At 59.4% G+C, this 25,199-nt stretch carries 25 protein-coding genes; 18 read left to right on the forward strand and 7 right to left on the reverse strand.

Annotated features, from left to right (window positions below):
- Window positions 1-98: 98 nt before the first annotated feature.
- Window positions 99-1,823 (forward strand): ABC transporter ATP-binding protein/permease, encoded by a 1,725-nt coding sequence (locus tag EJD88_RS15370; RefSeq protein ID WP_158878398.1) that lies wholly within the window; start codon window positions 99-101, stop codon window positions 1,821-1,823.
- A gap of 96 nt (window positions 1,824-1,919) precedes the next feature.
- Here EJD88_RS15370 and EJD88_RS15375 read toward each other — a convergent pair whose 3' ends face one another.
- The gene (locus EJD88_RS15375) at window positions 1,920-2,357 is read right to left on the reverse strand and encodes a YhcB family protein (RefSeq protein ID WP_032886236.1); all 438 of its coding nucleotides are present in this window, start codon (window positions 2,355-2,357) and stop codon (window positions 1,920-1,922) included.
- Window positions 2,358-2,504: 147 nt separating this feature from the next.
- On the opposite strand from EJD88_RS15375, the gene EJD88_RS15380 reads away from it, so the two are divergent.
- From EJD88_RS15380 to zapE, 3 genes are all read left to right on the forward strand, one after another.
- A complete protein-coding gene (locus EJD88_RS15380; protein ID WP_112193453.1) occupies window positions 2,505-3,134 on the forward strand; it encodes an alpha/beta hydrolase in 630 nt (209 codons plus the stop codon).
- Window positions 3,135-3,158: 24 nt separating this feature from the next.
- Window positions 3,159-4,514, forward strand: a complete 1,356-nt coding sequence (locus EJD88_RS15385; protein WP_158878399.1) for a tryptophan--tRNA ligase — start codon at window positions 3,159-3,161, stop codon at window positions 4,512-4,514.
- Window positions 4,515-4,593: 79 nt separating this feature from the next.
- Window positions 4,594-5,688: a cell division protein ZapE gene (gene zapE, locus EJD88_RS15390; protein WP_099587085.1), complete on the forward strand. Its 1,095-nt coding sequence runs from the start codon at window positions 4,594-4,596 to the stop codon at window positions 5,686-5,688.
- Between the two features lie 121 nt (window positions 5,689-5,809).
- Here the strand turns inward: zapE and EJD88_RS15395 are convergent, their stop codons facing one another.
- Window positions 5,810-6,730, reverse strand: coding sequence for a GlxA family transcriptional regulator (locus EJD88_RS15395; RefSeq protein WP_177411598.1), 921 nt, complete (start codon window positions 6,728-6,730; stop codon window positions 5,810-5,812).
- Window positions 6,731-6,950: 220 nt separating this feature from the next.
- Here EJD88_RS15395 and EJD88_RS15400 point away from each other — a divergent pair, with 220 nt between their 5' ends.
- Window positions 6,951-8,087 carry an acyl-CoA dehydrogenase family protein gene (locus tag EJD88_RS15400; RefSeq protein ID WP_099587087.1) on the forward strand — a complete coding sequence of 379 codons (1,137 nt, stop codon included), beginning with the start codon at window positions 6,951-6,953 and terminating at the stop codon, window positions 8,085-8,087.
- Window positions 8,088-8,200: 113 nt separating this feature from the next.
- Here the strand turns inward: EJD88_RS15400 and EJD88_RS15405 are convergent, their stop codons facing one another.
- The gene (locus EJD88_RS15405) at window positions 8,201-9,241 is read right to left on the reverse strand and encodes an NADP(H)-dependent aldo-keto reductase (RefSeq protein WP_064450694.1); all 1,041 of its coding nucleotides are present in this window, start codon (window positions 9,239-9,241) and stop codon (window positions 8,201-8,203) included.
- Between the two features lie 248 nt (window positions 9,242-9,489).
- Here EJD88_RS15405 and rplM point away from each other — a divergent pair, with 248 nt between their 5' ends.
- The 8 genes from rplM (at window position 9,490) to EJD88_RS15445 (ending at window position 15,281) form a co-directional block, all read left to right on the forward strand.
- Entirely contained in the window at window positions 9,490-9,918 is a 429-nt protein-coding gene (gene rplM, locus EJD88_RS15410) for a 50S ribosomal protein L13 (RefSeq protein ID WP_003171742.1), read from the forward strand.
- A 14-nt stretch (window positions 9,919-9,932) separates the two neighbouring features.
- Window positions 9,933-10,325 carry a 30S ribosomal protein S9 gene (gene rpsI / locus EJD88_RS15415; RefSeq protein ID WP_003216038.1) on the forward strand — a complete coding sequence of 131 codons (393 nt, stop codon included), beginning with the start codon at window positions 9,933-9,935 and terminating at the stop codon, window positions 10,323-10,325.
- A 266-nt stretch (window positions 10,326-10,591) separates the two neighbouring features.
- Window positions 10,592-11,185 (forward strand): ubiquinol-cytochrome c reductase iron-sulfur subunit, encoded by a 594-nt coding sequence (gene petA / locus EJD88_RS15420; protein ID WP_099587089.1) that lies wholly within the window; start codon window positions 10,592-10,594, stop codon window positions 11,183-11,185.
- Complete coding sequence (locus EJD88_RS15425) at window positions 11,185-12,396, forward strand: cytochrome bc complex cytochrome b subunit (protein ID WP_003188526.1); 1,212 nt, start codon at window positions 11,185-11,187, stop codon at window positions 12,394-12,396. The genes petA and EJD88_RS15425 overlap by 1 nt, the downstream gene beginning before the upstream one ends.
- Entirely contained in the window at window positions 12,396-13,172 is a 777-nt protein-coding gene (locus EJD88_RS15430) for a cytochrome c1 (protein ID WP_112193459.1), read from the forward strand. Before EJD88_RS15425 ends, EJD88_RS15430 begins: the two co-directional genes overlap by 1 nt.
- A 147-nt stretch (window positions 13,173-13,319) precedes the next feature.
- Window positions 13,320-13,937: a glutathione S-transferase N-terminal domain-containing protein gene (locus tag EJD88_RS15435; protein WP_099587092.1), complete on the forward strand. Its 618-nt coding sequence runs from the start codon at window positions 13,320-13,322 to the stop codon at window positions 13,935-13,937.
- Window positions 13,938-13,954: 17 nt separating this feature from the next.
- A complete protein-coding gene (locus EJD88_RS15440; protein ID WP_099587093.1) occupies window positions 13,955-14,374 on the forward strand; it encodes a ClpXP protease specificity-enhancing factor in 420 nt (139 codons plus the stop codon).
- 157 nt (window positions 14,375-14,531) lie between these two features.
- Window positions 14,532-15,281, forward strand: a complete 750-nt coding sequence (locus EJD88_RS15445; protein ID WP_099587094.1) for a FadR/GntR family transcriptional regulator — start codon at window positions 14,532-14,534, stop codon at window positions 15,279-15,281.
- A gap of 6 nt (window positions 15,282-15,287) precedes the next feature.
- Here EJD88_RS15445 and EJD88_RS15450 read toward each other — a convergent pair whose 3' ends face one another.
- The gene (locus tag EJD88_RS15450; protein ID WP_158878400.1) at window positions 15,288-15,650 is read right to left on the reverse strand and encodes a hypothetical protein; all 363 of its coding nucleotides are present in this window, start codon (window positions 15,648-15,650) and stop codon (window positions 15,288-15,290) included.
- 114 nt (window positions 15,651-15,764) lie between these two features.
- Window positions 15,765-16,919 (reverse strand): phospholipase, encoded by a 1,155-nt coding sequence (locus tag EJD88_RS15455; protein WP_158878401.1) that lies wholly within the window; start codon window positions 16,917-16,919, stop codon window positions 15,765-15,767.
- 234 nt (window positions 16,920-17,153) lie between these two features.
- Between EJD88_RS15455 and kdgD the strand changes: the two genes are divergently transcribed.
- The 5 genes from kdgD to EJD88_RS15480 all read left to right on the forward strand — a co-directional run bounded on the left by kdgD (window position 17,154) and on the right by EJD88_RS15480 (window position 23,769).
- Entirely contained in the window at window positions 17,154-18,065 is a 912-nt protein-coding gene (gene kdgD / locus EJD88_RS15460; RefSeq protein ID WP_032886251.1) for a 5-dehydro-4-deoxyglucarate dehydratase, read from the forward strand.
- Between the two features lie 54 nt (window positions 18,066-18,119).
- The gene (locus EJD88_RS15465) at window positions 18,120-19,565 is read left to right on the forward strand and encodes an aldehyde dehydrogenase family protein (protein WP_158878402.1); all 1,446 of its coding nucleotides are present in this window, start codon (window positions 18,120-18,122) and stop codon (window positions 19,563-19,565) included.
- Between the two features lie 97 nt (window positions 19,566-19,662).
- Window positions 19,663-21,027, forward strand: coding sequence for an MFS transporter (locus tag EJD88_RS15470; protein WP_099587098.1), 1,365 nt, complete (start codon window positions 19,663-19,665; stop codon window positions 21,025-21,027).
- 11 nt (window positions 21,028-21,038) lie between these two features.
- Window positions 21,039-22,592, forward strand: a complete 1,554-nt coding sequence (gene garD, locus EJD88_RS15475; protein ID WP_099587099.1) for a galactarate dehydratase — start codon at window positions 21,039-21,041, stop codon at window positions 22,590-22,592.
- 235 nt (window positions 22,593-22,827) lie between these two features.
- Window positions 22,828-23,769, forward strand: coding sequence for an AEC family transporter (locus EJD88_RS15480; protein ID WP_099587100.1), 942 nt, complete (start codon window positions 22,828-22,830; stop codon window positions 23,767-23,769).
- On the opposite strand, the gene EJD88_RS15485 is transcribed toward EJD88_RS15480, so the two are convergent.
- Window positions 23,766-24,146: a carboxymuconolactone decarboxylase family protein gene (locus EJD88_RS15485; protein ID WP_099587101.1), complete on the reverse strand. Its 381-nt coding sequence runs from the start codon at window positions 24,144-24,146 to the stop codon at window positions 23,766-23,768. The genes EJD88_RS15480 and EJD88_RS15485 overlap by 4 nt on opposite strands.
- A complete protein-coding gene (locus EJD88_RS15490) occupies window positions 24,143-25,189 on the reverse strand; it encodes a calcium/sodium antiporter (protein ID WP_099587102.1) in 1,047 nt (348 codons plus the stop codon). The genes EJD88_RS15485 and EJD88_RS15490 overlap by 4 nt, the downstream gene beginning before the upstream one ends.
- Window positions 25,190-25,199: the final 10 nt, after the last annotated feature.

The following is a 25,199-nucleotide window of genomic DNA, read 5'->3' on the forward strand; positions in this document are numbered from 1 at the left end:
CTAGGCTGAACAACCCGCTTCAGGCCGCACGGAGCCCTGAACCGATCAACTATGATCGGTTCAAACACCTGTCTCCTCTTTCCTACCGAGCCTGAACCATGAATCAGAACGCTGAGTACTCTGCGGTCAACGATGCTGTGCGCGGGCAATTCCTACCCAGGGTGTGGCGGCTGATCACCCCTTACTGGCGCAGTGAAGAGAAGGGCCAGGCCTGGCTGCTGTTGTTGGTCGTGTTGGGCCTGTCGCTGTTCAGCGTGGCCGTCTCTGTGTGGTTCAACAGCTGGAACCGCGACTTCTACAACGCCCTCGAACACAAAGACTACGACGCCTTCACCCACCTGCTGATGTACTTCAGCGTGATCGCCGTGGTGGCGATTGTGACCGGTGTGTTCACCTCTTATCTGCAGCAAATGCTCACCATCCGCTGGCGTCGCTGGTTGACGGAAACCTATTTCGCCCGGTGGCTGGGCCACAAGAACTACTACCACCTGGAATACGGCGGCTATACCGATAACCCTGACCAGCGGATCTCCGAAGACCTCAACGCGTTTACCAACGGTACGCTGACTCTGGGGTTGGGTTTTGTCAGTAACCTGGTGACCCTGGTGTCGTTCTCGGTGATTCTTTGGGGTGTGTCCGGCAGCATCGAGGTGTGGGGCATCACGATTCCGGGCTACATGTTCTGGGCCGCGCTGGTGTATGCGGTGGTCGGCAGTTGGTTGACGCACTTGATCGGTCGAAAGTTGATCGGGCTGAGCAACCGCCAGCAACGCTTCGAAGCCGACTTGCGTTTCAGCCTTGTGCGGGTGCGGGAGAATGCCGAAAGCATCGCGCTGTTCAATGGCGAACCCAATGAACACCAGCAATTGAGTGCGCGGTTCGGGCGGGTGTGGAGCAACTTCTGGAGCATCATGCAGGTCAAGAAGCGCCTGAGTTTTTTCACCAGCGGTTATTCCCAGATCGCGATTATCTTTCCCTTTGTGGTCGCGGCACCGCGTTACTTTGCCGGCAAGATCGAACTGGGCGTGCTGATGCAGGTGGCCCAGGCGTTTGGCAGTGTGCAGGGCAGCCTGAGCTGGTTTGTCGACGCCTACACCGTGCTCGCCAGTTGGCGTGCCACTTGTGACCGCCTGCTGAGCTTCGGCCAGGCCATGGAAGAAAACGAAACCCGCGCCATGGGCATCGCGTTGCAGCAGCAGGGCGGGGATTTGCAGGTGAGCAATCTGAACCTGGATCTGGCGGACGGTCGTCATTTACTGCAAGGCGCCAACCTGACGGTGGCCGAGGGCGAGCGCCTGATGCTCAGTGGTCGCTCCGGCAGCGGTAAGTCAACCCTGCTGCGGGCGATGGGCAACCTGTGGCCCAACGGCCACGGCAATATTCGATTGCCGGCCGAGCGTTATCTGTTCCTGCCGCAAAAGCCGTATCTGCCGATTGGCACGTTGAAGGCGGTGTTGAGTTATCCACAGGCGGACGGCGCCTATCCGGCAGAACGTTATGCACAGGTCCTGGAGACCTGCCGCCTGCCGCACCTCATCTCGCGCCTGGACGAAGCCAACCATTGGCAGCGCATGCTCTCGCCGGGCGAACAGCAGCGCCTGGCCTTCGCCCGCGCGTTGCTGTTCGCGCCGCAGTGGCTGTACATGGACGAAGCCACGTCGGCCATGGATGAAGAGGATGAGGCGACGTTGTACCAGGCGTTGATCGATCAGTTGCCGGGACTGGGCATCGTTAGTGTGGGGCATCGCAGCAGCCTCAAGCGTTTCCACGGGCGGCATGTGCGGATCGAGGGTGGGCTGCTTCAGGAACAACCCCTGGCTTGAGACCTGACTCGGTCAATGTGATCTGGAGAGTGAGTTCCCACAAAAAAGCCCGGCTGATCATTGATCAGCCGGGCTTTTTGTATTGCTTGAATAGACTTACTTCTTCAAGCCGTAATGCTCATCCAACATGCCTGGGGCGTTCGGCGTTTTTGGCGCGTAGTCCCGTGGTGGCTCCTGGTTTTCCCGGGGAGGGGTCAGGCGTTCCCGTGGAGTTTGCGGTGCATCGGAATGCAACGCGGCCAGCAGACGCTGACGGGTGATGTCGTCGAGGGCCAGGCGGTTAGCGCCATCGGCGAGGTGATCCTGTACTTCCTGATAGCTCTGAGTGAGCTTCTTGACCAGGTTGGCGGTGCTGTTGAAGTGGGTAACAACCTCGTTCTGATAACTGTCAAAACGTTCCTGAATGTCATCCAACTGACGCTGCGTGCGGTTAGGCGCGGCATTCGGCAGCAAGCGAGCAACCAGGAAACCAATGGCGACACCGGCAACCAGGGCAAGAGTCGGCAACAACCAAACTAAGAGCGAGTGTTCCACGAGTCCTTCCTCTATAAACGGCTTTGCTTTACGTTAACGGCTCAAACCTGCGCTGTATACCGCGATTAAGCTCGCAATGATGCCATGCACAGACTTTTAGCTAGACGAGTCGACCCTTTGAGAGGTCACGGAGTTCATTCCTTGCTCATGCGTGAAACCCCCGTTTTGATCGATGGCCCGGTAGGCCAATTGGAAGCCCTGTACCTGGATCACCCCGAGCCACGTGGCCTGGCGCTGATCTGCCACCCTAACCCGGTGCAGGGCGGGACCATGCTCAATAAAGTCGTTTCGACCCTGCAACGCACTGCCCGCGATGCTGGTTTGATTACGTTGCGTTTCAATTACCGTGGTGTCGGCGCGAGTGCCGGTACCCACGACATGAGCACCGGCGAAGTCGACGATGCCGAAGCGGCCGCCACCTGGCTGCGGGAAAAACACCCCGACCTGCCGATGACGTTGCTCGGTTTTTCCTTCGGTGGTTATGTGGCCGCCAGCCTCGGTGGTCGCCTGGAAGCCAAGGGCGAAAAACTCGCCCATCTGTTCATGGTCGCCGCTGCTGTGATGCGCCTGCGCGAGACCGATGTGCTGCCCCAAGGCTGCCCGTTGACCGTGATCCAGCCGGAAACCGACGAAGTGGTCGACCCACAGACCGTCTACGACTGGTCCGCCGCCCTGAATCGCCCCCATACGCTTCTGAAAGTGGCAGAATGCGGACACTTTTTTCATGGCAAGCTCACCGATCTCAAGGATCTGGTGCTGCCGCGCCTCTCGAATTGATAGCAGTCTGATAAGCGATTACCCATGACGACGCGTACCCGTATCCTCACCGGCATCACCACCACCGGCACGCCGCACCTGGGCAACTACGCCGGTGCGATCCGCCCGGCGATCCTTGCCAGCCAGGACGCCAATGCCGATTCCTTCTACTTCCTGGCCGACTACCACGCCCTGATCAAATGCGATGACCCGCAGCGCATCCAGCGCTCGCGTATGGAAATCGCCGCGACCTGGCTGGCCGGTGGCCTGGATGTAAACCGGGTGACCTTCTATCGCCAGTCCGATATCCCGGAAATCCCCGAGCTGACCTGGCTGCTGACCTGCGTAGCCGCCAAAGGCCTGCTCAACCGCGCCCACGCCTACAAAGCCTCGGTGGATAAGAACGTGGAAACCGGCGAGGACCCGGATGCGGGCATCACCATGGGCCTGTACAGCTACCCGGTGCTGATGGCGGCGGACATCCTGATGTTCAACGCCCACAAAGTGCCGGTCGGCCGTGACCAGATCCAGCACGTGGAAATGGCCCGCGACATCGGCCAGCGTTTCAACCACCTGTTCGGCAATGGCAAAGAATTCTTCACCATGCCCGAGGCGTTGATCGAAGAAAGCGTCGCCACCTTGCCTGGCCTGGACGGCCGCAAGATGTCCAAGAGCTACGACAACACCATCCCGTTGTTCACCAGCGCCAAGGACATGAAAGACGCCATCTCGCGGATCGTCACCGACTCGCGCGCGCCGGGCGAAGCCAAGGACCCGGACAACTCGCACCTGTTCACCTTGTACCAGGCATTCGCGACCAAGGCCCAGGAAGAAGAATTCCGCGGCGAACTGCTGCAAGGCCTGGGCTGGGGCGAGGCCAAGAGCCGTCTGTTCCAACTGTTGGACGGCCAACTGGGCGAAGCCCGCGAGCGCTACCATCAACTGATGTCGCGCCCGTCGGACATGGAAGACCTGCTGCTGGTCGGCGCCAAGAAGGCCCGTGCCGTAGCGGCGCCGTTCCTCGCCGAGTTGCGTGAAGCGGTGGGCTTGCGTTCGTTCGTCGAGCAGGCTGCGGCGCCGGTCAGCACCAAGAAGAAAGCCGCAAAAGCTGCGCGCTTTGTGAGCTTTCGCGAAGACGACGGCAGCTTCCGCTTCCGCCTGTTGGCTGCCGATGGGGAGCAACTGCTGCTGTCGCGCAACTTTGCCGACGGCAAAGCCGCTGGCGCGGTAACCAAGCAATTGCAAAGTGGTGTGATGCTGGACGTGCGCCCCGAGGCCCTGGGCTTCAGCGTCTGGCTGGACGGTGCGGCCGTGGCCGACAGCGCTCAGTTCGCCGACAGCGCGACCCGCGATGCGGCCATGCAGGCATTACGCATTGCGTTGACCCCCATCGAGGATTAACCCGACCAAGGGTTGATTGCCATTATCCGGGGCCGTCGTTACAGTGACGGCCCGTTTTTGTTGCCTTGCTAACGAAATTATGACGCCCCTAGAACGATATCAAGCTGATCTGAAACGCCCTGAATTCTTCCATGACGCGGCCCAGGAAACGGCGGTGCGTCATTTGCAGCGCCTGTACGACGACCTGGTCGCGGCCTCGCAAAGCAAGCCAGGGATGCTCGGCAAGCTGTTTGGCAAGAAAGACCGCACGCCGGTCAAAGGCTTGTACTTCTGGGGCGGCGTGGGCCGTGGCAAGACCTACCTGGTCGACACCTTCTTCGAAGCGCTGCCGTTCAAGGAAAAGGTCCGCACGCACTTCCACCGCTTCATGAAGCGTGTGCACGAAGAGATGAAGACCCTGCCGGGTGAGAAAAACCCGCTGACCATCATCGCCAAGCGTTTCTCCGATGAAGCGCGGGTCATCTGCTTCGATGAATTCTTCGTCTCCGACATCACCGACGCCATGATCCTCGGCACCCTGATGGAAGAGCTGTTCAAGAACGGCGTGACCCTGGTCGCCACCTCGAACATCGTGCCGGACGGCCTGTACAAGGACGGCTTGCAGCGTGCGCGCTTCCTGCCGGCCATCGCCTTGATCAAGCAGAACACTGAAATCGTCAACGTCGACAGCGGCGTCGACTACCGCCTGCGTCACCTGGAGCAAGCGGAGCTGTTCCACTTTCCGCTGAACGAAGCCGCCCACGAAAGCCTGCGCAAGAGCTTCCGCGCGCTGACGCCGGAATGCACCCAGGCGGTGGAAAACGATAAGTTGATGATCGAGAACCGCGAAATCATCGCGCTGCGTACCTGCGATGACGTGGCGTGGTTTGAATTCCGCCAACTGTGCGACGGCCCGCGCAGCCAGAACGACTACATCGAACTGGGCAAGATCTTCCACGCGGTGATCCTGAGCGGCGTGGAGCAGATGAGCGTCACCACCGACGACATCGCGCGACGTTTTATCAATATGGTCGACGAATTCTACGACCGTAACGTCAAGCTGATCATCTCGGCGGAAGTCGAGCTCAAGGACCTGTATACCGGTGGCCGTTTGAACTTTGAGTTCCAGCGCACGTTGAGCCGCTTGCTGGAAATGCAGTCCCACGAGTTCCTGTCGCGCGGACACAAACCCTAAGCGATTTCCAGAGCACTGGAGATCCAATGTGGGAGGGGGCTTGCCCCCGATAGCGGTGTGTCAGTGATAGATGTACTGGCTGACACACTGCCATCGGGGGCAAGCCCCCTCCCACATTTGCTTACGCGGCCTGCTGGAACTGCTGGCGATACTGGTTCGGCGACAACTCCGTGTGCTGCCTGAACAACCGCGCAAAGAAACTCGCATCGTCGTAACCCACCTCATAACTGATGGTCTTGATGCTCTTGCGGCTGCCCGAGAGCAGGCCCTTGGCCGTCTCGATACGCAGGCGCTGCAGGTAATGCAGCGGTTTGTCACCCGTCGCCGTCTGAAAGCGCCGCATGAAGTTGCGGATGCTCATGCCATGTTCGCGGGCGACGTCTTCGAAGCGGAACTTGTCGGCAAAGTGCTCTTCGAGCCAGTGCTGGATCTGCAGGATGATCACGTCCTGGTGCAGCTTCTGCCCGCCAAAACCAATGCGTCCCGGCGAATAGTTGCGCTGCACTTCATAGAGAATGTCGCGGGCCACCGCCTGGGCGATGTTGGCGCCGCAGAAGCGTTCGATCAGGTAGATGTAAAGGTCGCACGCTGAGGTAGTGCCGCCGGCGCAATACAGGTTGTCGGCGTCGGTGAGGTGCTTGTCCTGATTGAGCTGCACTTTGGGAAAGCGTTCGCTGAAGGCATTGAAGAACCGCCAGTAGGTAGTCGCCTCCTTGCCATCGAGCAGCCCGGCTTCGGCCAGCCAGAACACCCCGGTGGCTTCGCCGCAGAGCACGGCGCCGCGTGCGTGTTGTTCGCGCAGCCACGGCAGTACTTGGGGGTAGCGGGTGCAGAGGGCGTCGAAGTCATCCCAGAAGGCCGGCAGCACAATGATGTCGGCGTCTTCGAGGCCGCCGTCTACCGGCATGATCACATCGCTGAAGCTGCGCACCGATTGCCCGTCGGGGCTGACCAGGCGCGTTTCGAACGCCGGCGTCAGGCCCAGGCCTTGCTGTTTGCCGTAACGCAGGCTTGCGAGGTGGAAGAAATCCTTGGCTTGCATGAGGGTTGAAGCGAATACCCGATCAATGGCCAAAATGCTGACGCGCCGCAGGGGCGTGGAGATTTGGTTAGACATAATTTCATTTATTCTTATAGGGGAAAGTGGTCACCAGACGGCTGGATCGTCTTATTTTTTGTCGCATGTGTCCAGTGTCCTGTGACGTCTTCGCGGCATAGGCTCTGTTGGCTGGTCTTTGTCCGACAATCCCCGCAGGTGACCCATGATTCCCAGAACTTTGTTCAGCCCCGAACACGAACTCTTTCGCGACAGCGTGCGCACTTTCCTTGAAAAAGACGCCGCGCCGTTCCATGGGCAATGGGAAAAACAGGGGTATGTCGACCGCAGTCTGTGGAGCAAGGCGGGGGAGGCGGGCATGTTGTGTTCCCATCTGCCGGAAGAATATGGCGGCTTGGGGGCGGACTTTCTCTACAGCGCGGTGGTGATCGAGGAGATCAGTCGGCTGGGCCTGACCGGGATTGGTTTCTCCCTGCATTCGGACATCGTCGCGCCCTACATCCTGCATTACGGCAGCGAGGCGCTGAAGCACAAATACCTGCCCAAATTGATCTCCGGCGAGATGGTCACCGCCATTGCGATGACCGAGCCGGGCGCCGGGTCCGACCTGCAAGGGGTCAAGACCACGGCCGTGCTGGACGGCGATGAGTATGTAATCAACGGCTCCAAGACCTTCATCACCAACGGCTATCTGGCCGAACTGGTGATCGTCGTGGCCAAGACCGATCCCAAGGCTGGCGCGAAGGGCACCAGCCTGTTTCTGGTGCAGGCCGATACGCCGGGCTTCGCCAAGGGCAAGCGCCTGGAAAAGGTGGGCATGAAGGCCCAGGACACCTCGGAGCTGTTCTTTCAGGACGTGCGGGTGCCCAAGGAAAACCTGTTGGGTCAGGCGGGCATGGGCTTTGCCTACTTGATGCAGGAACTGCCCCAAGAGCGATTGACCGTGGCCATCGGTGCGATCACCTCAGCCGAAGCGGCGTTGCAGTGGACGCTGGACTACACCCGCGAGCGCAAGGCGTTCGGCAAGGCGATTGCCGATTTCCAGAACACCCGGTTCAAGTTGGCAGAGATGGCGACAGAGATTCAGATCGGCCGGGTATTTGTCGATAAGTGCATGGCGCTGCACCTGGAGGGCAAGCTGGATGTGCCTACGGCGGCGATGGCCAAGTACTGGGCCACCGACCTGCAATGCAAGGTGCTTGACGAGTGTGTGCAGTTGCACGGCGGTTACGGCTTCATGTGGGAATACCCGATCGCGCGGGCCTGGGCGGATGCGCGAGTGCAGCGGATTTATGCGGGGACCAACGAGATCATGAAGGAGATTATTGCGCGGGCGCTTTGATTGTGTGGTGTTGCTGAAGGCCTTGTCGGGGGCAAGCCCCCTCCCACATTTGAATGTATTCACAAGTCAAAATGTGGGAGCGGGCTTGCCTGCGATAGCGATCCAAAGATCAATCAAGGCGCTGGATTCGGATGGTCCTTCTGAATCGCCTCGATCCCTTCCAGCACTTCCTTCGACAGCTTCAGATCAGCACTGGCGATGTTGCTGTCCAGTTGCTCCAGCGACGTTGCGCCAATGATATTGCTGGTCACAAACGGCTGCTGCGTCACAAACGCCAGCGCCATCTGCGCCGGGTCCAAACCATGTTCCCGCGCCAATGCCACATAACGGCTGCATGCCGCTTCCGACTGCGGGTTGAAGTAGCGGCTGAAACGGCTGTACTCGGTCAGGCGTGCCTTGGCCGGGCGGGCGCCGCCTTCGTATTTGCCGCTGAGCATGCCGAACGCCAGGGGCGAGTAGGCGAGCAGGCCGCACTGTTCACGAATGGCGACTTCCGCCAGGCCCACTTCAAAGCTGCGATTGAGCAGGTTGTAGGGGTTCTGGATCGACACTGCGCGGGTCCAGCCACGGGCTTCGGCCAGGGCGAGGAATTTCATGGTGCCCCACGGGGTTTCGTTGGACAGGCCGATGTGGCGGATCTTGCCTGCCTTCACCTGTTCGTCCAGCGCTTCGAGGGTTTCTTCCAGTGGAGTGAGGTCGTCTTCGTCCTTGTGCTTGTAGCTCAATTGGCCGAAAAAGTTGGTGCTGCGCTCTGGCCAGTGCAGTTGGTAGAGGTCGATCCAGTCGGTCTGCAGGCGCTTGAGGCTGGCGTCCAGGGCATCGACAATGTGCTTGCGGTTGTGGCGCAGGTGGCCGTCGCGGATGTAGTCGATGGTGTTGCCGGGGCCGGCGATCTTGCTGGCGAGGATCCAGTCGGCGCGGTCACCACGGCTTTTGAAGTAATTACCGATGTAACGTTCGGTGGTGGCGTAGGTGTCGGCCTTGGGCGGCACCGGGTACATTTCCGCCGTGTCGAGGAAGTTGATCCCCGCGGCCTTGGCCCGTTCGATCTGCGCGAAGGCCTCTGCCTCGCTGTTCTGCTCACCCCAGGTCATGGTGCCCAAGGCTATCGCGCTCACGTTCAGATCCGTACGGCCCAGCTGTCGATAATCCATCGGGTACTCCTTCGGGGAAAACAATCATAAAAGCAGGTTGAATTTTTTTTCGCAATCTGCATAATTGCCCACCTCTTTCTGCAGTGGAAGTGATGCGCCGCCTGCCGAAGAATCTTGCCGTTGAACGGACGCGCCGACCCGAGCCCCCGATAGCGTCTGTATCCGGCTGCCTTTGACTTGTCAAAGTACGCACTATTCAGTAAGATCCGCCGTCTAATTTACAGGGCGGCCCCTGAGGCTATTAAAGAATGACAACTTTTACTGCAAAACCGGAAACAGTTCAGCGCGACTGGTTTGTCGTCGACGCCGCTGGTCAGACCCTGGGTCGTCTGGCCACTGAAGTCGCCAGCCGTCTGCGTGGCAAGCACAAGCCTGAGTACACCCCTCACGTTGATACCGGTGACTACATCGTGATCATTAACGCTGAGCAGGTACGTGTTACCGGCAACAAAGCGCAAGACAAAATGTACTACCGTCACTCCGGTTTCCCAGGCGGTATCAAGTCTTCGAACTTCGAAGGCCTGATCTCCAAGAAGCCTGAAGCCCCGATCGAAATCGCGGTCAAAGGTATGCTGCCTAAGGGCCCTCTGGGTCGCGATATGTTTCGCAAGCTGAAAGTCTATGCGGGCGCTGTACACCCTCATGCTGCTCAGCAGCCCCAAGAACTGAAGTTTTAACGGAATAGTTCATTATGTCGGCGACTCAAAATTACGGCACTGGCCGTCGCAAAACCGCAACCGCACGCGTTTTCCTGCGTCCGGGCACTGGTAACATCTCGATCAACAACCGCACTCTGGAAAATTTCTTCGGTCGCGAAACTGCCCGCATGGTAGTTCGTCAGCCGCTGGAACTGACCGAGACTGTTGAGAAGTTCGACATCTACGTCACCGTTATCGGTGGCGGTGTAAGTGGTCAAGCTGGCGCAATCCGCCACGGTATCACTCGCGCTCTGATGCAGTACGACGAAACCCTGCGTGGCGCTCTGCGCAAAGCTGGCTTCGTTACTCGCGATGCCCGTGAAGTTGAACGTAAGAAAGTCGGTCTGCGTAAAGCGCGTAAGCGTCCGCAGTACTCGAAGCGTTAATTCGCTTTACGTTCCACAAAAACGCCCAGCCTCCTCACGGAGCTGGGCGTTTTTTATTGCCTGCGATTTATCCACATTTTTTGCCGTGACAACTTGCCACATCCGTAGACCCCCTATACTACAAGGCCTGGAGGCTGAGTCCTGGGCAATTCCCTTGTCATACGTGGGGCTTTTCATTACCATCCGACAAAATTTTTATAAGTAAAGATTCAACACTTAGTAGACGCCTGATTTAACAGGCCAAAAAGCTGATGGGAGAGGACTGAATGAGCAATGACGGCGTGAATGCAGGCCGGCGTCGCTTCTTGGTAGCAGCCACATCCGTGGTGGGTGCTGCAGGAGCGGTGGGGGCTGCGGTCCCGTTCGTGGGGTCATGGTTTCCCAGTGCCAAGGCGAAAGCCGCAGGTGCACCGGTGAAGGTGAATGTCAGCAAGATCGAGCCAGGCCAGCAGATGATTGCTGAGTGGCGCGGCCAGCCGGTTTTCATTGTTCGCCGTACCGAGGAAATCCTGGGGAATCTCAAGAAGATTGAAGGCCAGTTGTCTGACCCCCAATCCGAGAAATCCGACCAACCCGCCTACGCCAAGAACGAAGCGCGTTCGATCAAGCCAGAGATCCTGCTGCTGGTTGGTCTGTGTACCCACCTGGGTTGCTCACCCACCTTCCGCCCGGAAGTAGCGCCTGTCGACTTGGGCAAGGACTGGGTCGGCGGTTATTTCTGCCCGTGCCACGGCTCCCATTACGACCTTGCCGGCCGCGTCTACAAGTCCCAGCCTGCGCCACTGAACCTGCCCGTGCCGCCGCATACCTACGAAACTGACGACCTCATAGTCATTGGCCTCGATAAGGAGAACGCGTGATGAGCAAGTTCATGGATTGGGTGGATGCGCGCTTCCCCGCCACTAAAATGTGGGAAGACCATCTCAGCAAATATTACGCGCCAAAAAACTTCAACTTCTTCTACTTCTTTGGCTCCCTGGCGCTGTTGGTGCTGGTCAACCAGATTGTCACCGGCGTCTGGCTGACGATGAGCTACACGCCTTCGGCGGAAGAGGCGTTCGCCTCCGTCGAATACATCATGCGTGACGTCGAATACGGTTCCATCCTGCGCCTGTTGCACTCCACCGGTGCGTCGGCGTTCTTTATCGTCGTCTACCTGCACATGTTCCGCGGCCTGCTCTACGGCTCATACCAGAAGCCCCGCGAGTTGGTGTGGGTGTTCGGCATGTTGATCTACCTGGCGCTGATGGCTGAAGCCTTCATGGGATACCTGCTGCCATGGGGCCAGATGTCGTACTGGGGCGCCCAGGTGATCATCTCGCTGTTCGGCGCCATCCCTGTCATCGGCAACGACCTGACCCAGTGGATTCGCGGTGACTACCTGATCTCTGGCATCACCCTGAACCGCTTCTTCGCCTTGCACGTGGTGGCCCTGCCGATTGTGATCCTGGGCCTGGTGGTGCTGCACATCCTGGCGCTGCACGAAGTGGGTTCCAACAACCCGGACGGCGTGGACATCAAGAAGCACAAGGACGAGAACGGCATCCCGCTGGACGGCATTCCATTCCACCCTTACTACACCGTAAAAGACATCGTCGGCGTAGTCGTGTTCTTGTTCGTGTTCTGCTCGATCGTGTTCTTTTTCCCGGAGATGGGCGGTTATTTCCTGGAGAAGCCTAACTTCGAACAGGCCAACGCCTTCAAGACCCCCGAGCACATTGCCCCGGTCTGGTACTTCACGCCGTTCTACGCAATCTTGCGGGCAATCCCCGACAAGCTGATGGGCGTAATCGCCATGGGCGCGGCCATCGCCGTGCTGTTTGTGTTGCCTTGGCTCGACCGCAGCCCGGTCAAATCCATGCGCTACAAAGGCTGGCTGAGCAAGATCTGGCTGTGGGTGTTCTGTATTTCGTTCGTGATCCTGGGTGTGTTGGGCGTATTGGCACCGACTCCCGAGCGTACGTTGCTGTCGCAGGTCTGCACCTTCCTGTACTTCGCCTACTTCATTCTGATGCCGTTCTACACCCGGCTTGAGAAGACCAAACCGGTTCCGGAAAGGGTGACTGGCTGATGAAAAAATTATTTGTTGCATTGATGCTTGCGGCGCTGCCGCTACTGTCTTTCGCTGCCGAGCACGGCGCGGAGCTGGAAAAAGTCGATATCGACGTGTCGGACAAGGCCGCCATGCAGGACGGTGCACGCACCTTCGCCAACTACTGCATGGGCTGCCATAGCGCCAAGTTCCAGCGTTACGAGCGGGTTGCCGATGATTTGGGCATTCCCCACGAACTGATGCTGGATAAGTTGGTGTTCACCGGTGCCAAGATTGGCGACCACATGAACATCGGCATGCAACCGGCGGATGCCAAGGCCTGGTTCGGTGCGGCACCGCCTGACCTGACCCTGGTGGCCCGTGTGCGCGGCACCGATTGGCTATATGGCTACCTCAAGTCGTTCTACGAGGATCCGACGCGCCCTTACCGCGTGAACAACCGCGTATTCCCGAACGTCGGCATGCCTAACGTTCTGGTCGGCCTTCAAGGCAAGCAAGTGGTAGGATGCAAGCAGATCCAGGTCGTTGAAGACGGCAAGAAGCAATACGATCCGCTGACTGGCACGCCTCTGACTCATGAAGCGTGCGATCAACTGAAGATCGAAACCCCCGGTTCGCTGACTGATGAACAGTTCGACGAGAAGGTCAAGAACCTCGTGACCTTCCTGGCCTACTCGGCCAACCCGGTCAAACTGCAGCACCAGCGTATCGGTACTTACGTCTTGCTCTACCTGGCTTTCTTCTTTGTATTCGCCTATCTGCTCAAACGCGAATACTGGAAGGATGTGCATTGATCCAACCGTAAGCAATTGCTGTTAATCTTGCGCGCCCAGCGGCATCTCTGAACACGTAGCGACGGGTTGAACCGCCGTTACAGAGATGCTTTCTGGGCGCGCTCGTTTTTGAGCTTTCGATAATTTCAACAAGCGAGGAGGACCGCCATGGGCGTGACCAATCGGTTGGCCTGTTACTCCGACCCCGCCGACCACTATTCCCACCGAGTACGTATCGTGCTCGCAGAGAAGGGTGTCAGCGCCGAGATCATCACTGTGGAGGCGGGCCGTCATCCGCCAAAGCTGATCGAAGTGAACCCTTACGGCAGCTTGCCCACCCTGGTCGATCGTGACCTGGCGTTGTGGGAGTCGACCGTGGTGATGGAATACCTGGATGAGCGTTACCCTCATCCGCCTTTGCTGCCGGTGTATCCGGTGGCGCGTGCCAACAGCCGCCTGCTGATCCATCGGATACAGCGCGACTGGTGTGGGCTGGTGGATGTGATTCTGGATTCGCGCAGTAAAGAGGCGGCCCGTGTCGTGGCGCGCAAGGAATTGCGCGAGAGCCTGACCGGTGTTTCGCCGCTGTTCGCCGACAAACCTTTTTTCCTGAGTGAGGAACAAAGTTTGGTGGATTGCTGCCTATTACCGATACTCTGGCGTTTGCCGATTCTCGGTATTGAACTGCCGCGGCCCGCCAAGCCGCTGCTTGATTACATGGAGCGCCAGTTTGCGCGTGAGGCTTTCCAGGCGAGTCTGTCTGGTGTCGAACGCGATATGCGCTAAGGCTTAAGGAGCCGTTGATGAACTCCAGTCGACCTTACCTGGTCCGCGCGCTCTACGAGTGGATTGTGGATAACGATTGCACCCCGCACATGCTGGTCAATTCCGAATTTGCTGCGGTTCAGGTACCGCAGGGTTTTGCCAGTGACGGACAGATTGTGCTGAACGTATCGCCGAGTGCCGTGCGCCACCTGCACATGGACAATGAAGCGGTCAGTTTCGAAGGGCGTTTTGGCGGTGTGCCGCATACGCTCTACGTGCCAATTGGCGCCATTCTCGGGATCTACGCCCGTGAGAATGGCCAAGGCATGGTGTTTGATCTGGAGTCGCCTTTCGAGGACGACGAATCGATCGAAAACGAAGACGGCGATGATTTGCCACCACCGGATGCCGAGCCACCGCGTCCAAGCGGCCGGCCTAGCCTGAAAGTGGTGAAGTAAGCGGCATTCGCCTTCGGGTGTGCTGGAAAAATGCCTCGATCTGTATCGAGGCATTTTTTTGCGCGCAGGATATAAGTGAAAGTCGCGACTGAACAGTGATCGTACAACCACCATGGGCTATGATGCCTCTTTACTCAACCGAGATAGATGACCCCACATGGAAAACGCCAGCACCGCCCCTCGTCTTCCCCGCAAGCGCCGCAGCCTTGCCCAGGAATTGGTCACGGTGCTGTCCGAGCAGATCCGTGACGGCGAACTCAAACGGGGCGACAAGCTGCCCACCGAGTCCGCGATCATGGAAGCCCATGGCGTCAGTCGCACGGTAGTGCGTGAAGCCATCTCCCGTTTGCAGGCCGCAGGGCAAGTGGAAACCCGCCATGGCATCGGCACGTTTGTGCTGGACACGCCAAGCCCAAGCGGTTTCCGCATTGACCCGGCGACAGTGGTGACATTGCGCGATGTACTGGCGATCCTGGAGTTGCGCATCAGTCTGGAAGTGGAGTCCGCTGGCCTGGCCGCCCTGCGCCGCAGCGATGAGCAACTGGCCGCCATGCGCGCGGCGCTGGATGCCCTGAATGAAAGTGCGGCGCACGCCGGCGATGCGGTCGCATCCGACTTCGCGTTCCACCTGGAAATCGCGCTGTCCACCGGTAACCGCTACTTCACCGACATCATGACCCACCTGGGCACCAGCATCATTCCGCGTACCCGCTTGAATTCAGCGCGCCTGGCCCATGATGACCAGCAACATTACATGGGGCGCCTGAGCCGCGAGCATGAAGAGATCTACGAGGCGATCGCCCGTCAGGATTCGGATGCGGCGCGGGCGGCGATGCGGTTGCATCTGACCAACAGCCGCGAGCGGCTGCGCCATGCCCATGAAGAGGCGGAGGCGCAGCGCGGATAGGTGGTGTCACGACAAGATTTTTACCGTGAGTGGCTCCGAGTCCCAATCCCCCGACTCGCTGCGTATGAGGTAGCGAATCTCTACCGTCTTGTTGGAATAGCCCTTCAGGTCGTTGGACGACAGGGAAAACTTGAGGTTGCTGGTTTTCACGAAGTCTTCCTGGTCTTCGTCGAACGTTCCTGCGGGCTGGAAATCGCTTTTGAAGTCCGGTAATTCAGGATCCTGTCTGACAATGAGGCATACGCTTGCGCTGGCCGGAATGTCATTGGGTTCAGGAATGGAAAATTCGAGTAGTTGGTTGCTCGCCAGCCTCACTTCGGCATTGTTCGAAGAGGTGGAGCCAGCCATGCTGGGGGCTTCATAAGACATAGTTGTTTACTCCTCTGCATAGAAGCCAGAGAGCCTGGCTCCTACGCGGCGTTATCCTCTTTATTGAGATTTAGCGTAACTGTCAGAAATCACAGTATCGACGAGCGGTGCCGGTTAAATCGGAGTATTCGGCTTGTAATCCTTCAGCAACAAATACGTACTCCACCCCCACCAATCATCCGTCCAGTGCTTGTCGTTCAGGTCATTCACGTCCTTGCGACGCAGTACCTTGTCTCCCTCCAGCTTGAACAGCGGCGAGAAGTTATTCGCCGGGTTCTGTGCTGCATTCAGGTCCGGCACATACAACGGTGCCTTGAAGTTGGCCGGGGAGGGCGCCACACCGCTGATGAAGGTCTCGAAGATCTCATCGGCGGATGCCTGGACGGCGCGTTTGACCTGTACGCGATTGGCCGCATCGATGGCGTCGAAGTAGCGTTTATCGCCATAGGCATGCCACTCGTCACCCATGGCATTGCGCACCTTGAGTCCGAATTTGCTGTCTTCATCGTGCATGAAGCGACTGATCAATGAGCCCAGCTCGCCCGGCGTGACCACCGCTGCCAGTTGCTTGCGCGGCACCCGCAGATGACCGGCGGAAAACAGATCGGTCAAGAAGTGATCAGCAAAACTGTTCATTGCGTAGGCCAGTTCCAGTGCCTGATCGGTACCGGTTTGATGAGCGATCACCGCCTGTTGCAACGCTGCCGTGTGCCCTGCCAGGTAGGCCGAAAGTGCCCATTCGCCGAAGTGGTCGGCGTTGTCCGCCGCCAGTTTCAGGTAACGCCCCAGCGGTACCAGTGCCGAGACCGCACTGCCGCCCCCGGTGATGCGGTTCCATTCTTCGGACAACGTGTCACCCAACGCGTCGTAGGCTTCATGGGGTTGTTTGCCATCTTTGATGGCTTGGTTGACCGCGCTGATTTCCTTTTGCATCACCGCGAGGATCTTGCCGGCTTCTTGCCTCGAGGCAGGCAGCACCGCCAGCGAGTTAAAGGCGGCGGTAAACCGTTGCACGCGCTCGGCAGGGGAGGCGCCATCACTGATCGGCTTGCCGGGAATGCCATAGAAGTCACCGCCCAGGGCAATGACTTGGCCGTAGCTCAGTGCCAGCCCGTTGGGCAGATGCAGTTCGACTTGCCGGGCGGGAATGGGTGGGGCGTCGGTGGTAAAGCGCAACAGCGTGTCGTCGCCGATGGCGGTGTGTTCGCCGCCTTCGAAACGCAGGGCCGGTTGGGTTCTTTCGGGTACTGCGAGATCAAGACCTGACATGTTAGCTCCTTGCTATGTCGTAGGAATCTTCCTTAATAACTGTATGCATATACAGCTATTGCGAGCATAGAGGATAAATTTCCTACGTCAAGAACTGCTGTCTCAACACGGTTTCAGGAGAAGGCCGATGAATTGCAGTTGACGAATCTTTTTATAGTTGTACGATGACGTACGACATCACCAAAACCAACAACAATCTTTCGACAGAAAGTCTTTACCCAGGGTGTTCGAATAATGAATCCACAAGAGCTGAAGTCCATCCTCTCCCACGGTCTGCTGTCTTTCCCGGTGACCGATTTCAACGCCCAGGGTGACTTCCACCAAGCGGGCTACATCAAGCGCCTTGAATGGCTGGCCCCTTATGGCGCCACCGCGTTGTTCGCCGCAGGTGGCACGGGTGAGTTTTTCTCCCTGGCGGCCAGCGAATATTCCCAAGTGGTAAAGACCGCTGTTGATACCTGCGCCACCAGCGTGCCGATCCTCGCCGGTGTAGGCGGTTCCACGCGCCAGGCCATCGAATACGCCCAAGAGGCCGAACGCCTGGGCGCCAAAGGCCTGCTGCTGCTGCCGCACTACCTCACCGAAGCCAGCCAGGACGGCGTTGCCGCCCACGTTGAAGCCGTGTGCAAATCGGTAAAAATCGGCGTGGTGGTCTACAACCGTAACGTGTGCCGCCTGACCGCTCCGCTGCTGGAACGCCTGGCCGAGCGCTGCCCGAACCTGATCGGCTACAAGGATGGCCTGGGTGACATCGAGTTGATGGTGTCGATCCGCCGTCGTCTGGGCGACCGTTTCAGTTACCTCGGCGGCCTGCCGACTGCAGAGGTTTACGCCGCTGCCTACAAGGCCCTGGGCGTGCCGGTGTACTCCTCGGCGGTGTTCAACTTCATTCCGAAAACCGCGATGGACTTCTACCACGCCATTGCCAAGGATGATCACGCCACCGTCGCCAAGATCATCGACGACTTCTTTCTGCCTTACCTGGACATCCGTAACCGCAAATCCGGTTATGCCGTGAGCATCGTCAAGGCCGGTGCAAAAATCGCCGGCTATGACGCAGGTCCGGTGCGTACGCCGCTGACCGACCTGCTGCCGGAAGAATACGAAGCCCTGGCCGCGCTGATCGACAAGCAAGGTCCGCAATAACCCATTAACAAGGCCGCTGAGTAATCAGCGGCCTTTTGCGTCAGGAGAAGATTCGTGTCCCAAGCAAAGCGTTTTGAAAACTACATCAATGGCGAGTGGGTAACCGGCGCCGACTACTGCACCAACCTCAATCCTTCGGAGTTGTCTGACGTCATTGGTGAATATGCCAAGGCAGACGTCGCCCAAGTCAACGCCGCCATCGACGCCGCCCGTGCTGCATTCCCGGCCTGGTCCACGTCCGGCATCCAGGCGCGTCATGACGCGCTGGATAAAGTCGGCAGCGAAATCCTCGCCCGCCGCGAAGAGCTCGGTACCCTGCTGGCCCGTGAAGAGGGCAAGACCCTGCCGGAAGCCATCGGTGAAGTGACCCGCGCCGGTAACATCTTCAAGTTCTTCGCCGGTCAATGCCTGCGTTTGTCCGGCGACTACGTGCCGTCGGTGCGTCCGGGCGTCAATGTTGAAGTCACCCGCGAAGCCCTTGGTGTGGTCGGCCTGATCACCCCATGGAACTTCCCGATCGCCATCCCTGCGTGGAAGATCGCCCCGGCCCTGGCCTACGGCAACTGCGTAGTGATCAAACCGGCGGAACTGGTTCCGGGCTGCGCCTGGGCCCTGGCCGAAATCATCTCCCGCGCCGGTTTCCCGGCTGGCGTGTTTAACCTGGTGATGGGCAGTGGTCGTGTGGTTGGCGACGTGCTGGTCAACAGCCCGAAAGTCGACGGCATCAGCTTCACCGGTTCCGTGGGTGTGGGCCGTCAGATCGCTGTCAGCTGCGTGTCGCGCCAGGCCAAAGTGCAGTTGGAAATGGGCGGCAAGAACCCGCAGATCATCCTCGACGACGCCGACCTCAAGCAGGCCGTCGAGCTGTCGGTGCAGAGCGCGTTCTACTCCACTGGCCAGCGTTGCACCGCGTCCAGCCGTTTGATCGTGACTGCCGGGATTCACGACCAGTTCGTCGCGGCCATGGCCGAGCGCATGAAGTCGATCAAGGTCGGCCACGCGCTGAAAAGCGGTACCGACATTGGCCCAGTGGTTTCCCAGGCTCAGTTGGACCAGGACCTGAAATACATCGACATCGGCCAAAGCGAAGGCGCGCGGCTGGTCAGCGGTGGCGGCCTGGTGACCTGCGACACTGAAGGCTACTACCTGGCGCCGACACTGTTTGCCGACAGCGAAGCCGCCATGCGCATCAGCCGTGAAGAGATCTTCGGCCCGGTGGCCAACGTGGTGCGCGTAGCGGACTACGAGGCGGCGCTGGCCATGGCCAACGACACCGAGTTCGGCCTGTCGGCGGGCATTGCCACCACGTCGTTGAAATACGCCAACCACTTCAAACGCCACTCCCAGGCGGGGATGGTGATGGTCAACCTGCCGACGGCAGGCGTGGATTACCACGTTCCATTCGGTGGCCGTAAAGGCTCATCCTATGGCTCGCGGGAGCAAGGTCGCTATGCACAAGAGTTCTACACCGTGGTGAAAACCAGCTACATCGGCTCGTAACACGCACTACCCGTGGGAGCCGGACGCCTGCCAGCTCCCACACTGAACACACATAACTATTACCCGCAAAAAAAATAATTAGTGGGAGTACTTCTACATGCAAGCGACCAAGCCGACCCACGTCCGCTATTTGATCCTGCTCATGCTGTTCCTGGTGACCACGATCAACTACGCCGACCGGGCCACCATCGCCATCGCGGGCTCCAGCCTGCAAAAAGACCTCGGCATCGACGCGGTCACCCTCGGTTATATCTTCTCTGCATTCGGTTGGGCCTACGTGGCCGGGCAAATCCCCGGTGGCTGGCTGCTGGACCGTTTCGGCTCGAAAAAAGTCTATGCCCTGAGCATCTTCACCTGGTCGCTGTTCACCGTGCTGCAAGGCTACGTCGGTGAGTTTGGCGTCTCCACTGCGGTTGTTGCGCTGTTCATGCTGCGCTTCATGGTGGGCCTGGCCGAAGCGCCGTCCTTCCCCGGTAACGCGCGTATTGTCGCGGCTTGGTTCCCGACCGCTGAACGCGGCACGGCGTCGGCGATCTTCAACTCGGCGCAGTACTTCGCCACGGTGTTGTTCGCGCCATTGATGGGCTGGATCGTCTACCGCTTCGGCTGGCAGCACGTGTTTATCGTGATGGGCGTGATCGGCATCGTGTTCTCGCTGATCTGGCTGAAAGTTATCCACAGCCCGCGCCAGCATCCGATGATCAACGAAGCCGAGTTCAATCACATCGCCGCCAATGGTGCGATGGTCGATATGGACCAGGACAAAGGCAAAGGTAAGAAAACTGACGGGCCGAAGTGGGATTACATCCGGCAGTTGCTGACCAATCGCATGATGCTCGGCGTGTACCTGGGCCAGTACTGCATCAACGGCATCACATACTTCTTCCTGACCTGGTTCCCGGTGTACCTGGTACAGGACCGTGGCATGACCATCCTCAAGGCCGGTTTCATTGCCTCGTTACCGGCGATCTGCGGGTTTATCGGCGGTGTGCTCGGCGGTGTGATTTCCGACTACCTGCTGCGCAAGGGCCACTCCCTGACCTTCGCCCGCAAGGCGCCGATCATCGCTGGCCTGCTGGTCTCCAGCAGCATCATCGCGTGTAATTACGTCGACGTTGAATGGATGGTGGTGGGCTTTATGGCCCTGGCTTTCTTCGGCAAAGGCGTTGGCGCACTGGGTTGGGCGGTGGTGTCCGACACTTCGCCGAAACAGATCGCCGGCCTCAGCGGCGGCTTGTTCAACACCTTTGGTAACCTGGCTTCGATCACCACGCCCATCGTGATCGGCTACATCATCAGCACCACCGGTTCCTTCAAATGGGCCCTGGTGTTCGTCGGCGCCAACGCGCTGGTGGCGGTGTTCAGCTACCTGGTTATCGTCGGCCCGATCAAGCGTGTAGTACTCAAAGAGCCGCCAAGCAAGGGGCCAGAGTTGACCAACCTAACCGAAGCGCATTCCTGAGAGGCACCGTGATGCAGTTGATTGAACATGCCGACTCGCCGCGCTCGATTCGTTTGCACGAGCGTGACAACGTAGTGATCGTGGTCAATGACCAGGGCGTACCGGCCGGGACCGAGTTCCCGGACGGCCTGGTGACCGTGGAGTTCATCCCCCAGAGCCATAAAGTGACCCTGGAAGATATCCCCGAAGGCGGTCAGATTATTCGCTACGGCCAGACCATCGGTTATGCCTTGGCGCCGATTCCACGCGGCAGTTGGGTCCAGGAAGATCAACTGCGCATGCCTACCGCGCCGCCGCTGGACAGCTTGCCGTTGTCCACCGATGTGCCGCAAACCCAGGCGCCGCTGGAAGGGTTTACGTTCGAGGGTTATCGCAACGCCGACGGGACCGTGGGCACGCGCAATATCCTTGGCATCACCACCACGGTGCAGTGCGTGACCGGGGTGCTGGACCATGCGGTCAAGCGCATCAAGGACGAATTGCTGCCCAAGTACCCGAATGTCGATGACGTGGTGGCGCTGACCCACAGCTACGGCTGTGGCGTGGCAATTACCGCGACGGATGCCTATATCCCGATCCGAACCGTGCGCAACCTGGCGCGCAACCCAAACCTGGGGGGCGAAGCCTTGGTGATCGGCCTGGGCTGCGAGAAATTGCAGGCCGGGCAGGTGATGCACGACAACGACAGCTCGGTCGACCTGAGCGAGCCGTGGTTGTACAAGCTGCAGGATTCCAGCCACGGCTTTACCGAGATGATCGAGCAGATCATGGAACTGGCCGAAATCCGCCTGAAGAAACTCGACCAGCGCCGCCGCGAAACCGTGCCGGCGTCCGAACTGATCCTGGGCATGCAGTGCGGCGGCAGTGATGCGTTTTCCGGCATCACCGCCAACCCCGCGCTGGGTTACGCCTCGGACTTGTTGCTGCGAGCCGGGGCGACGGTGATGTTTTCCGAAGTCACTGAAGTACGCGATGCCATCTACTTGCTGACATCTCGGGCGCAGACGAAGGAAGTGGCCGAGGAACTGGTCAGGGAAATGGACTGGTACGACCGTTACCTGGCCAAGGGCGAAGCAGATCGCAGCGCCAATACCACGCCGGGCAACAAGAAGGGCGGGTTGTCGAACATTGTCGAGAAGTCCTTGGGCTCGATCGTCAAGTCCGGCAGCAGCGCGATCAACGGCGTGCTGGGCCCTGGCGAGCGGTTCAAGAGCAAGGGCCTGATCTTCTGCGCGACGCCGGCCAGTGATTTTGTCTGCGGTACGCTGCAATTGGCGGCGGGGATGAACCTGCACGTGTTTACCACCGGCCGTGGCACGCCTTATGGGCTGGCGATGGCGCCAGTGGTGAAAGTGTCGACCCGTACGGAATTGGCGCAGCGTTGGCCGGACCTCATCGATATCGACGCTGGGCGCATTGCCACTGGGCGGGCGAGCATCGAGGAGTTGGGCTGGGAGTTGTTCCACTTCTACCTGGACGTGGCCAGCGGCAAGAAGCAGACCTGGGCGGAGCATCACAAGCTGCACAATGACATCACGTTGTTCAACCCGGCGCCGATTACCTGAGACCGAGTCGCCTGCATCGGGGGCAAGCCCCCTCCCACCTTGACCGAGTTCTAACATTTGAAATGTGGTCGAATGTGGCAGGGGGCAAGCCCTCTCCCACCTTGACCGAGTTCTAACATTTGAAATGTGGTCGAATGTGGGAGGGGCTTGCCCCCGATAGTGGTCTATCGGGCACTGCGCGTTTGTATGGCTTATCATTAGCCACCTAACGACGCTCACCAAGGTTCTCCCCGGCATGCTGGCTATCTTCCTCACCACCCTCACCATCACCGCGCCGGTATTCGCCATGCTGTTTCTGGGTGTGCTGCTCAAGCGCATCAATTGGATCAACGACAACTTTATCCACACGGCTTCGTCCCTGGTGTTCAACGTCACCATGCCGGCGCTGCTGTTCCTGGGCATCCTGCATGCCGACCTGCACTCGGCGCTCAAGCCGGGTCTGCTGATCTATTTCGCCGTCGCCACGCTGGCGAGCTTTGCGTTGGCCTGGGGCTGGGCGATTTTTCGCTGCAAGCGCGAAGACCGGGGCATCTATACCCAAGGCGCGTTTCGCGGCAATAACGGGGTGATCGGCCTGGCCTTGGCCGCCAGCATGTACGGCGACTACGGCATCTCTCTCGGTGCAATCCTCGCGGCGCTGGTGATCCTGTTCTACAACACCCTATCGACCATTGTGCTGGCGGTGTACAGCCCGGTGATCAAGTCCGACCCCTGGAGCATCTTCAAGAGTGTGGTGGCCAACCCGCTGATCATCAGCGTGATCGTGGCGGCGCCGTTTGCGTATTTTCAGATTGGCCTGCCTGGCTGGCTGGAAAAATCCATGCAATACCTGGCGGACACCACCTTGCCGCTGGCCTTGATCTGCATTGGCGGCACCTTGTCCCTGGCAGCGTTGCGCAAAAGCGGCAACATGGCGCTGAGCGCGAGCCTGATGAAGATGGTCTGGTTGCCGGTGGTCGCCACCCTGGGCGCCTGGCTGCTGGGCTTTCGCGGGCCGGAATTGGGGATTCTGTTCCTGTACTTCGGCGCGCCGACGGCCGCCGCCAGTTTCGTGATGGCCAGGGCGGCCGAAGGTAATCACGAGCTGGCGGCGGCGATTATTGTGATCACCACCTTGATGGCGGCGGTGACCACGAATATCGGTATTTTTGTGTTGCAGGCGGGTGGCTGGATCTAAGCTTCTTTCTGGTAGGTATCGATCACTTCCTGGGCAGCACGAAACGCATCGATCGCCGCCGGCACCCCTGCGTACACCGCACAGTGCAGCAACGCTTCGCGAATCTCTTCCACGGTGCAGCCATTGTTCAGTGCACCGCGTACGTGCCCCTTCAGCTCTTGTGGGCATTTGAGCGCAGTCAGCGCCGCCAGGGTGATCAGGCTGCGCGTCTTCAGCGGCAACCCTTCGCGGTTCCACACACTGCCCCAGGCATGTTCATTGACGAAATCCTGCAGCGGCTGGCTGAACTCGGTGGCATTGCCCAATGCGCGGTCGACGAATACATCGCCCATGACCTGGCGACGCATCTCAACCCCGGGTTTTTTCTGATCGGTCATTGCGATTCCCTCTTGTGTTGGCGGCGCCAGGCGCGCAGCGAGGTGAGCACCAGGAACACCACCAGCGCTGGCAGGATGTAATGCAGCATCAATTGTTCGAGTTTGGTGGCCAGGGGCATGCCGGTGGTGAACGCCATCACATGCAGCCCATACGCCAGGTACAACCCCAGTAACACCAGGCCTTCGGCGCGGGTCACGCGGTAACCGGTATAGAACACCGGCAGGCACAGCGCCACCACGCCGAGCATCACCGGCAGGTCGAAATCCAGGGCGTTGGGCGACACCGACAGCGGCGATGGCGCCAGCAGTGCCGTCAGCCCCAGCACGCCCAGCAGGTTGAACAGGTTGCTGCCGATCACGTTGCCCACGGCAATTTCCCGCTCGCCGCGCAGGGCGGCAATCAGCGAAGTGGCCAGGCACGGCAGCGAGGTGCCGACGCCGATCAGCGTCAGGCCAATGATGCGTTCCGACAGGCCCAGGTCGCTGGCCACGTCCACCGCCGCGCCGAGCAACAGGTGGCCGGCCAGCACCAGGATCAGAAAGCCGCCGAGCATCAGCAATACGCTGCTCAGCCAGGGCGCTCGGGCCACCGTGTCCAGCGTGCGCGGGCGACGCGAGTGGCGGGTCTGGTAGTGCAGCACGCCAAGATAGGCGATCAGGGCGATCAGCAGTAGCAGGCCATCGACCGGCGTCAGTTCTTCATTGGCCGCCAGGGTAAACACCAACAGGCCGGCGAGAATCATCACCGGGATATCCAGGCGCACCAACTGGCGCGAGACCCGCAAAGGGATGATCAGCGCCGACAGGCCGAGGGTCACCAGGATGTTGAAGATGCTGCTGCCGATGACGCTGCCCACGGCGATATCGGTATTGCCGGCCAGGGTCGCCTGCAGGCTGACGGTCATCTGTGGCGCGCTGCTGCCGAAGGCCACGATGGTCAGGCCGATGATCAATGGCCGTACCTTGAGACTGGCCGCAAGGCGCACCGCCGCGCGCACCAAAATTTCGGCGCCGACGATCAGCAGCACAAGGCCGCTGACCAGTTCGAGCAGG

Source organism: Pseudomonas sp. PB105 (assembly GCF_009764655.1).
Classification (GTDB): Bacteria; Pseudomonadota; Gammaproteobacteria; order Pseudomonadales; family Pseudomonadaceae; genus Aquipseudomonas; species Aquipseudomonas cyclaminis.

Excerpts from the sequence above, each read along its gene's own strand:
- EJD88_RS15480 (WP_099587100.1), top strand. The coding sequence starts at position 22,828 with ATGCTGGCTATCTTCCTCACCACCCTCACCATCACCGCGCCGGTATTC.
- EJD88_RS15445 (WP_099587094.1), top strand. The coding sequence starts at position 14,532 with ATGGAAAACGCCAGCACCGCCCCTCGTCTTCCCCGCAAGCGCCGCAGC.
- EJD88_RS15370 (WP_158878398.1), top strand. The coding sequence starts at position 99 with ATGAATCAGAACGCTGAGTACTCTGCGGTCAACGATGCTGTGCGCGGG.
- EJD88_RS15455 (WP_158878401.1), bottom strand. The coding sequence starts at position 16,919 with ATGTCAGGTCTTGATCTCGCAGTACCCGAAAGAACCCAACCGGCCCTG.
- EJD88_RS15440 (WP_099587093.1), top strand. The coding sequence starts at position 13,955 with ATGAACTCCAGTCGACCTTACCTGGTCCGCGCGCTCTACGAGTGGATT.
- zapE (WP_099587085.1), top strand. The coding sequence starts at position 4,594 with ATGACGCCCCTAGAACGATATCAAGCTGATCTGAAACGCCCTGAATTC.
- EJD88_RS15485 (WP_099587101.1), bottom strand. The coding sequence starts at position 24,146 with ATGACCGATCAGAAAAAACCCGGGGTTGAGATGCGTCGCCAGGTCATG.
- EJD88_RS15450 (WP_158878400.1), bottom strand. The coding sequence starts at position 15,650 with ATGTCTTATGAAGCCCCCAGCATGGCTGGCTCCACCTCTTCGAACAAT.
- rplM (WP_003171742.1), top strand. The coding sequence starts at position 9,490 with ATGACAACTTTTACTGCAAAACCGGAAACAGTTCAGCGCGACTGGTTT.
- EJD88_RS15380 (WP_112193453.1), top strand. The coding sequence starts at position 2,505 with ATGCGTGAAACCCCCGTTTTGATCGATGGCCCGGTAGGCCAATTGGAA.
- garD (WP_099587099.1), top strand. The coding sequence starts at position 21,039 with ATGCAGTTGATTGAACATGCCGACTCGCCGCGCTCGATTCGTTTGCAC.
- EJD88_RS15395 (WP_177411598.1), bottom strand. The coding sequence starts at position 6,730 with ATGCAAGCCAAGGATTTCTTCCACCTCGCAAGCCTGCGTTACGGCAAA.
- EJD88_RS15435 (WP_099587092.1), top strand. The coding sequence starts at position 13,320 with ATGGGCGTGACCAATCGGTTGGCCTGTTACTCCGACCCCGCCGACCAC.
- EJD88_RS15385 (WP_158878399.1), top strand. The coding sequence starts at position 3,159 with ATGACGACGCGTACCCGTATCCTCACCGGCATCACCACCACCGGCACG.
- EJD88_RS15430 (WP_112193459.1), top strand. The coding sequence starts at position 12,396 with ATGAAAAAATTATTTGTTGCATTGATGCTTGCGGCGCTGCCGCTACTG.
- rpsI (WP_003216038.1), top strand. The coding sequence starts at position 9,933 with ATGTCGGCGACTCAAAATTACGGCACTGGCCGTCGCAAAACCGCAACC.
- petA (WP_099587089.1), top strand. The coding sequence starts at position 10,592 with ATGAGCAATGACGGCGTGAATGCAGGCCGGCGTCGCTTCTTGGTAGCA.
- EJD88_RS15470 (WP_099587098.1), top strand. The coding sequence starts at position 19,663 with ATGCAAGCGACCAAGCCGACCCACGTCCGCTATTTGATCCTGCTCATG.
- kdgD (WP_032886251.1), top strand. The coding sequence starts at position 17,154 with ATGAATCCACAAGAGCTGAAGTCCATCCTCTCCCACGGTCTGCTGTCT.
- EJD88_RS15425 (WP_003188526.1), top strand. The coding sequence starts at position 11,185 with ATGAGCAAGTTCATGGATTGGGTGGATGCGCGCTTCCCCGCCACTAAA.
- EJD88_RS15400 (WP_099587087.1), top strand. The coding sequence starts at position 6,951 with ATGATTCCCAGAACTTTGTTCAGCCCCGAACACGAACTCTTTCGCGAC.
- EJD88_RS15405 (WP_064450694.1), bottom strand. The coding sequence starts at position 9,241 with ATGGATTATCGACAGCTGGGCCGTACGGATCTGAACGTGAGCGCGATA.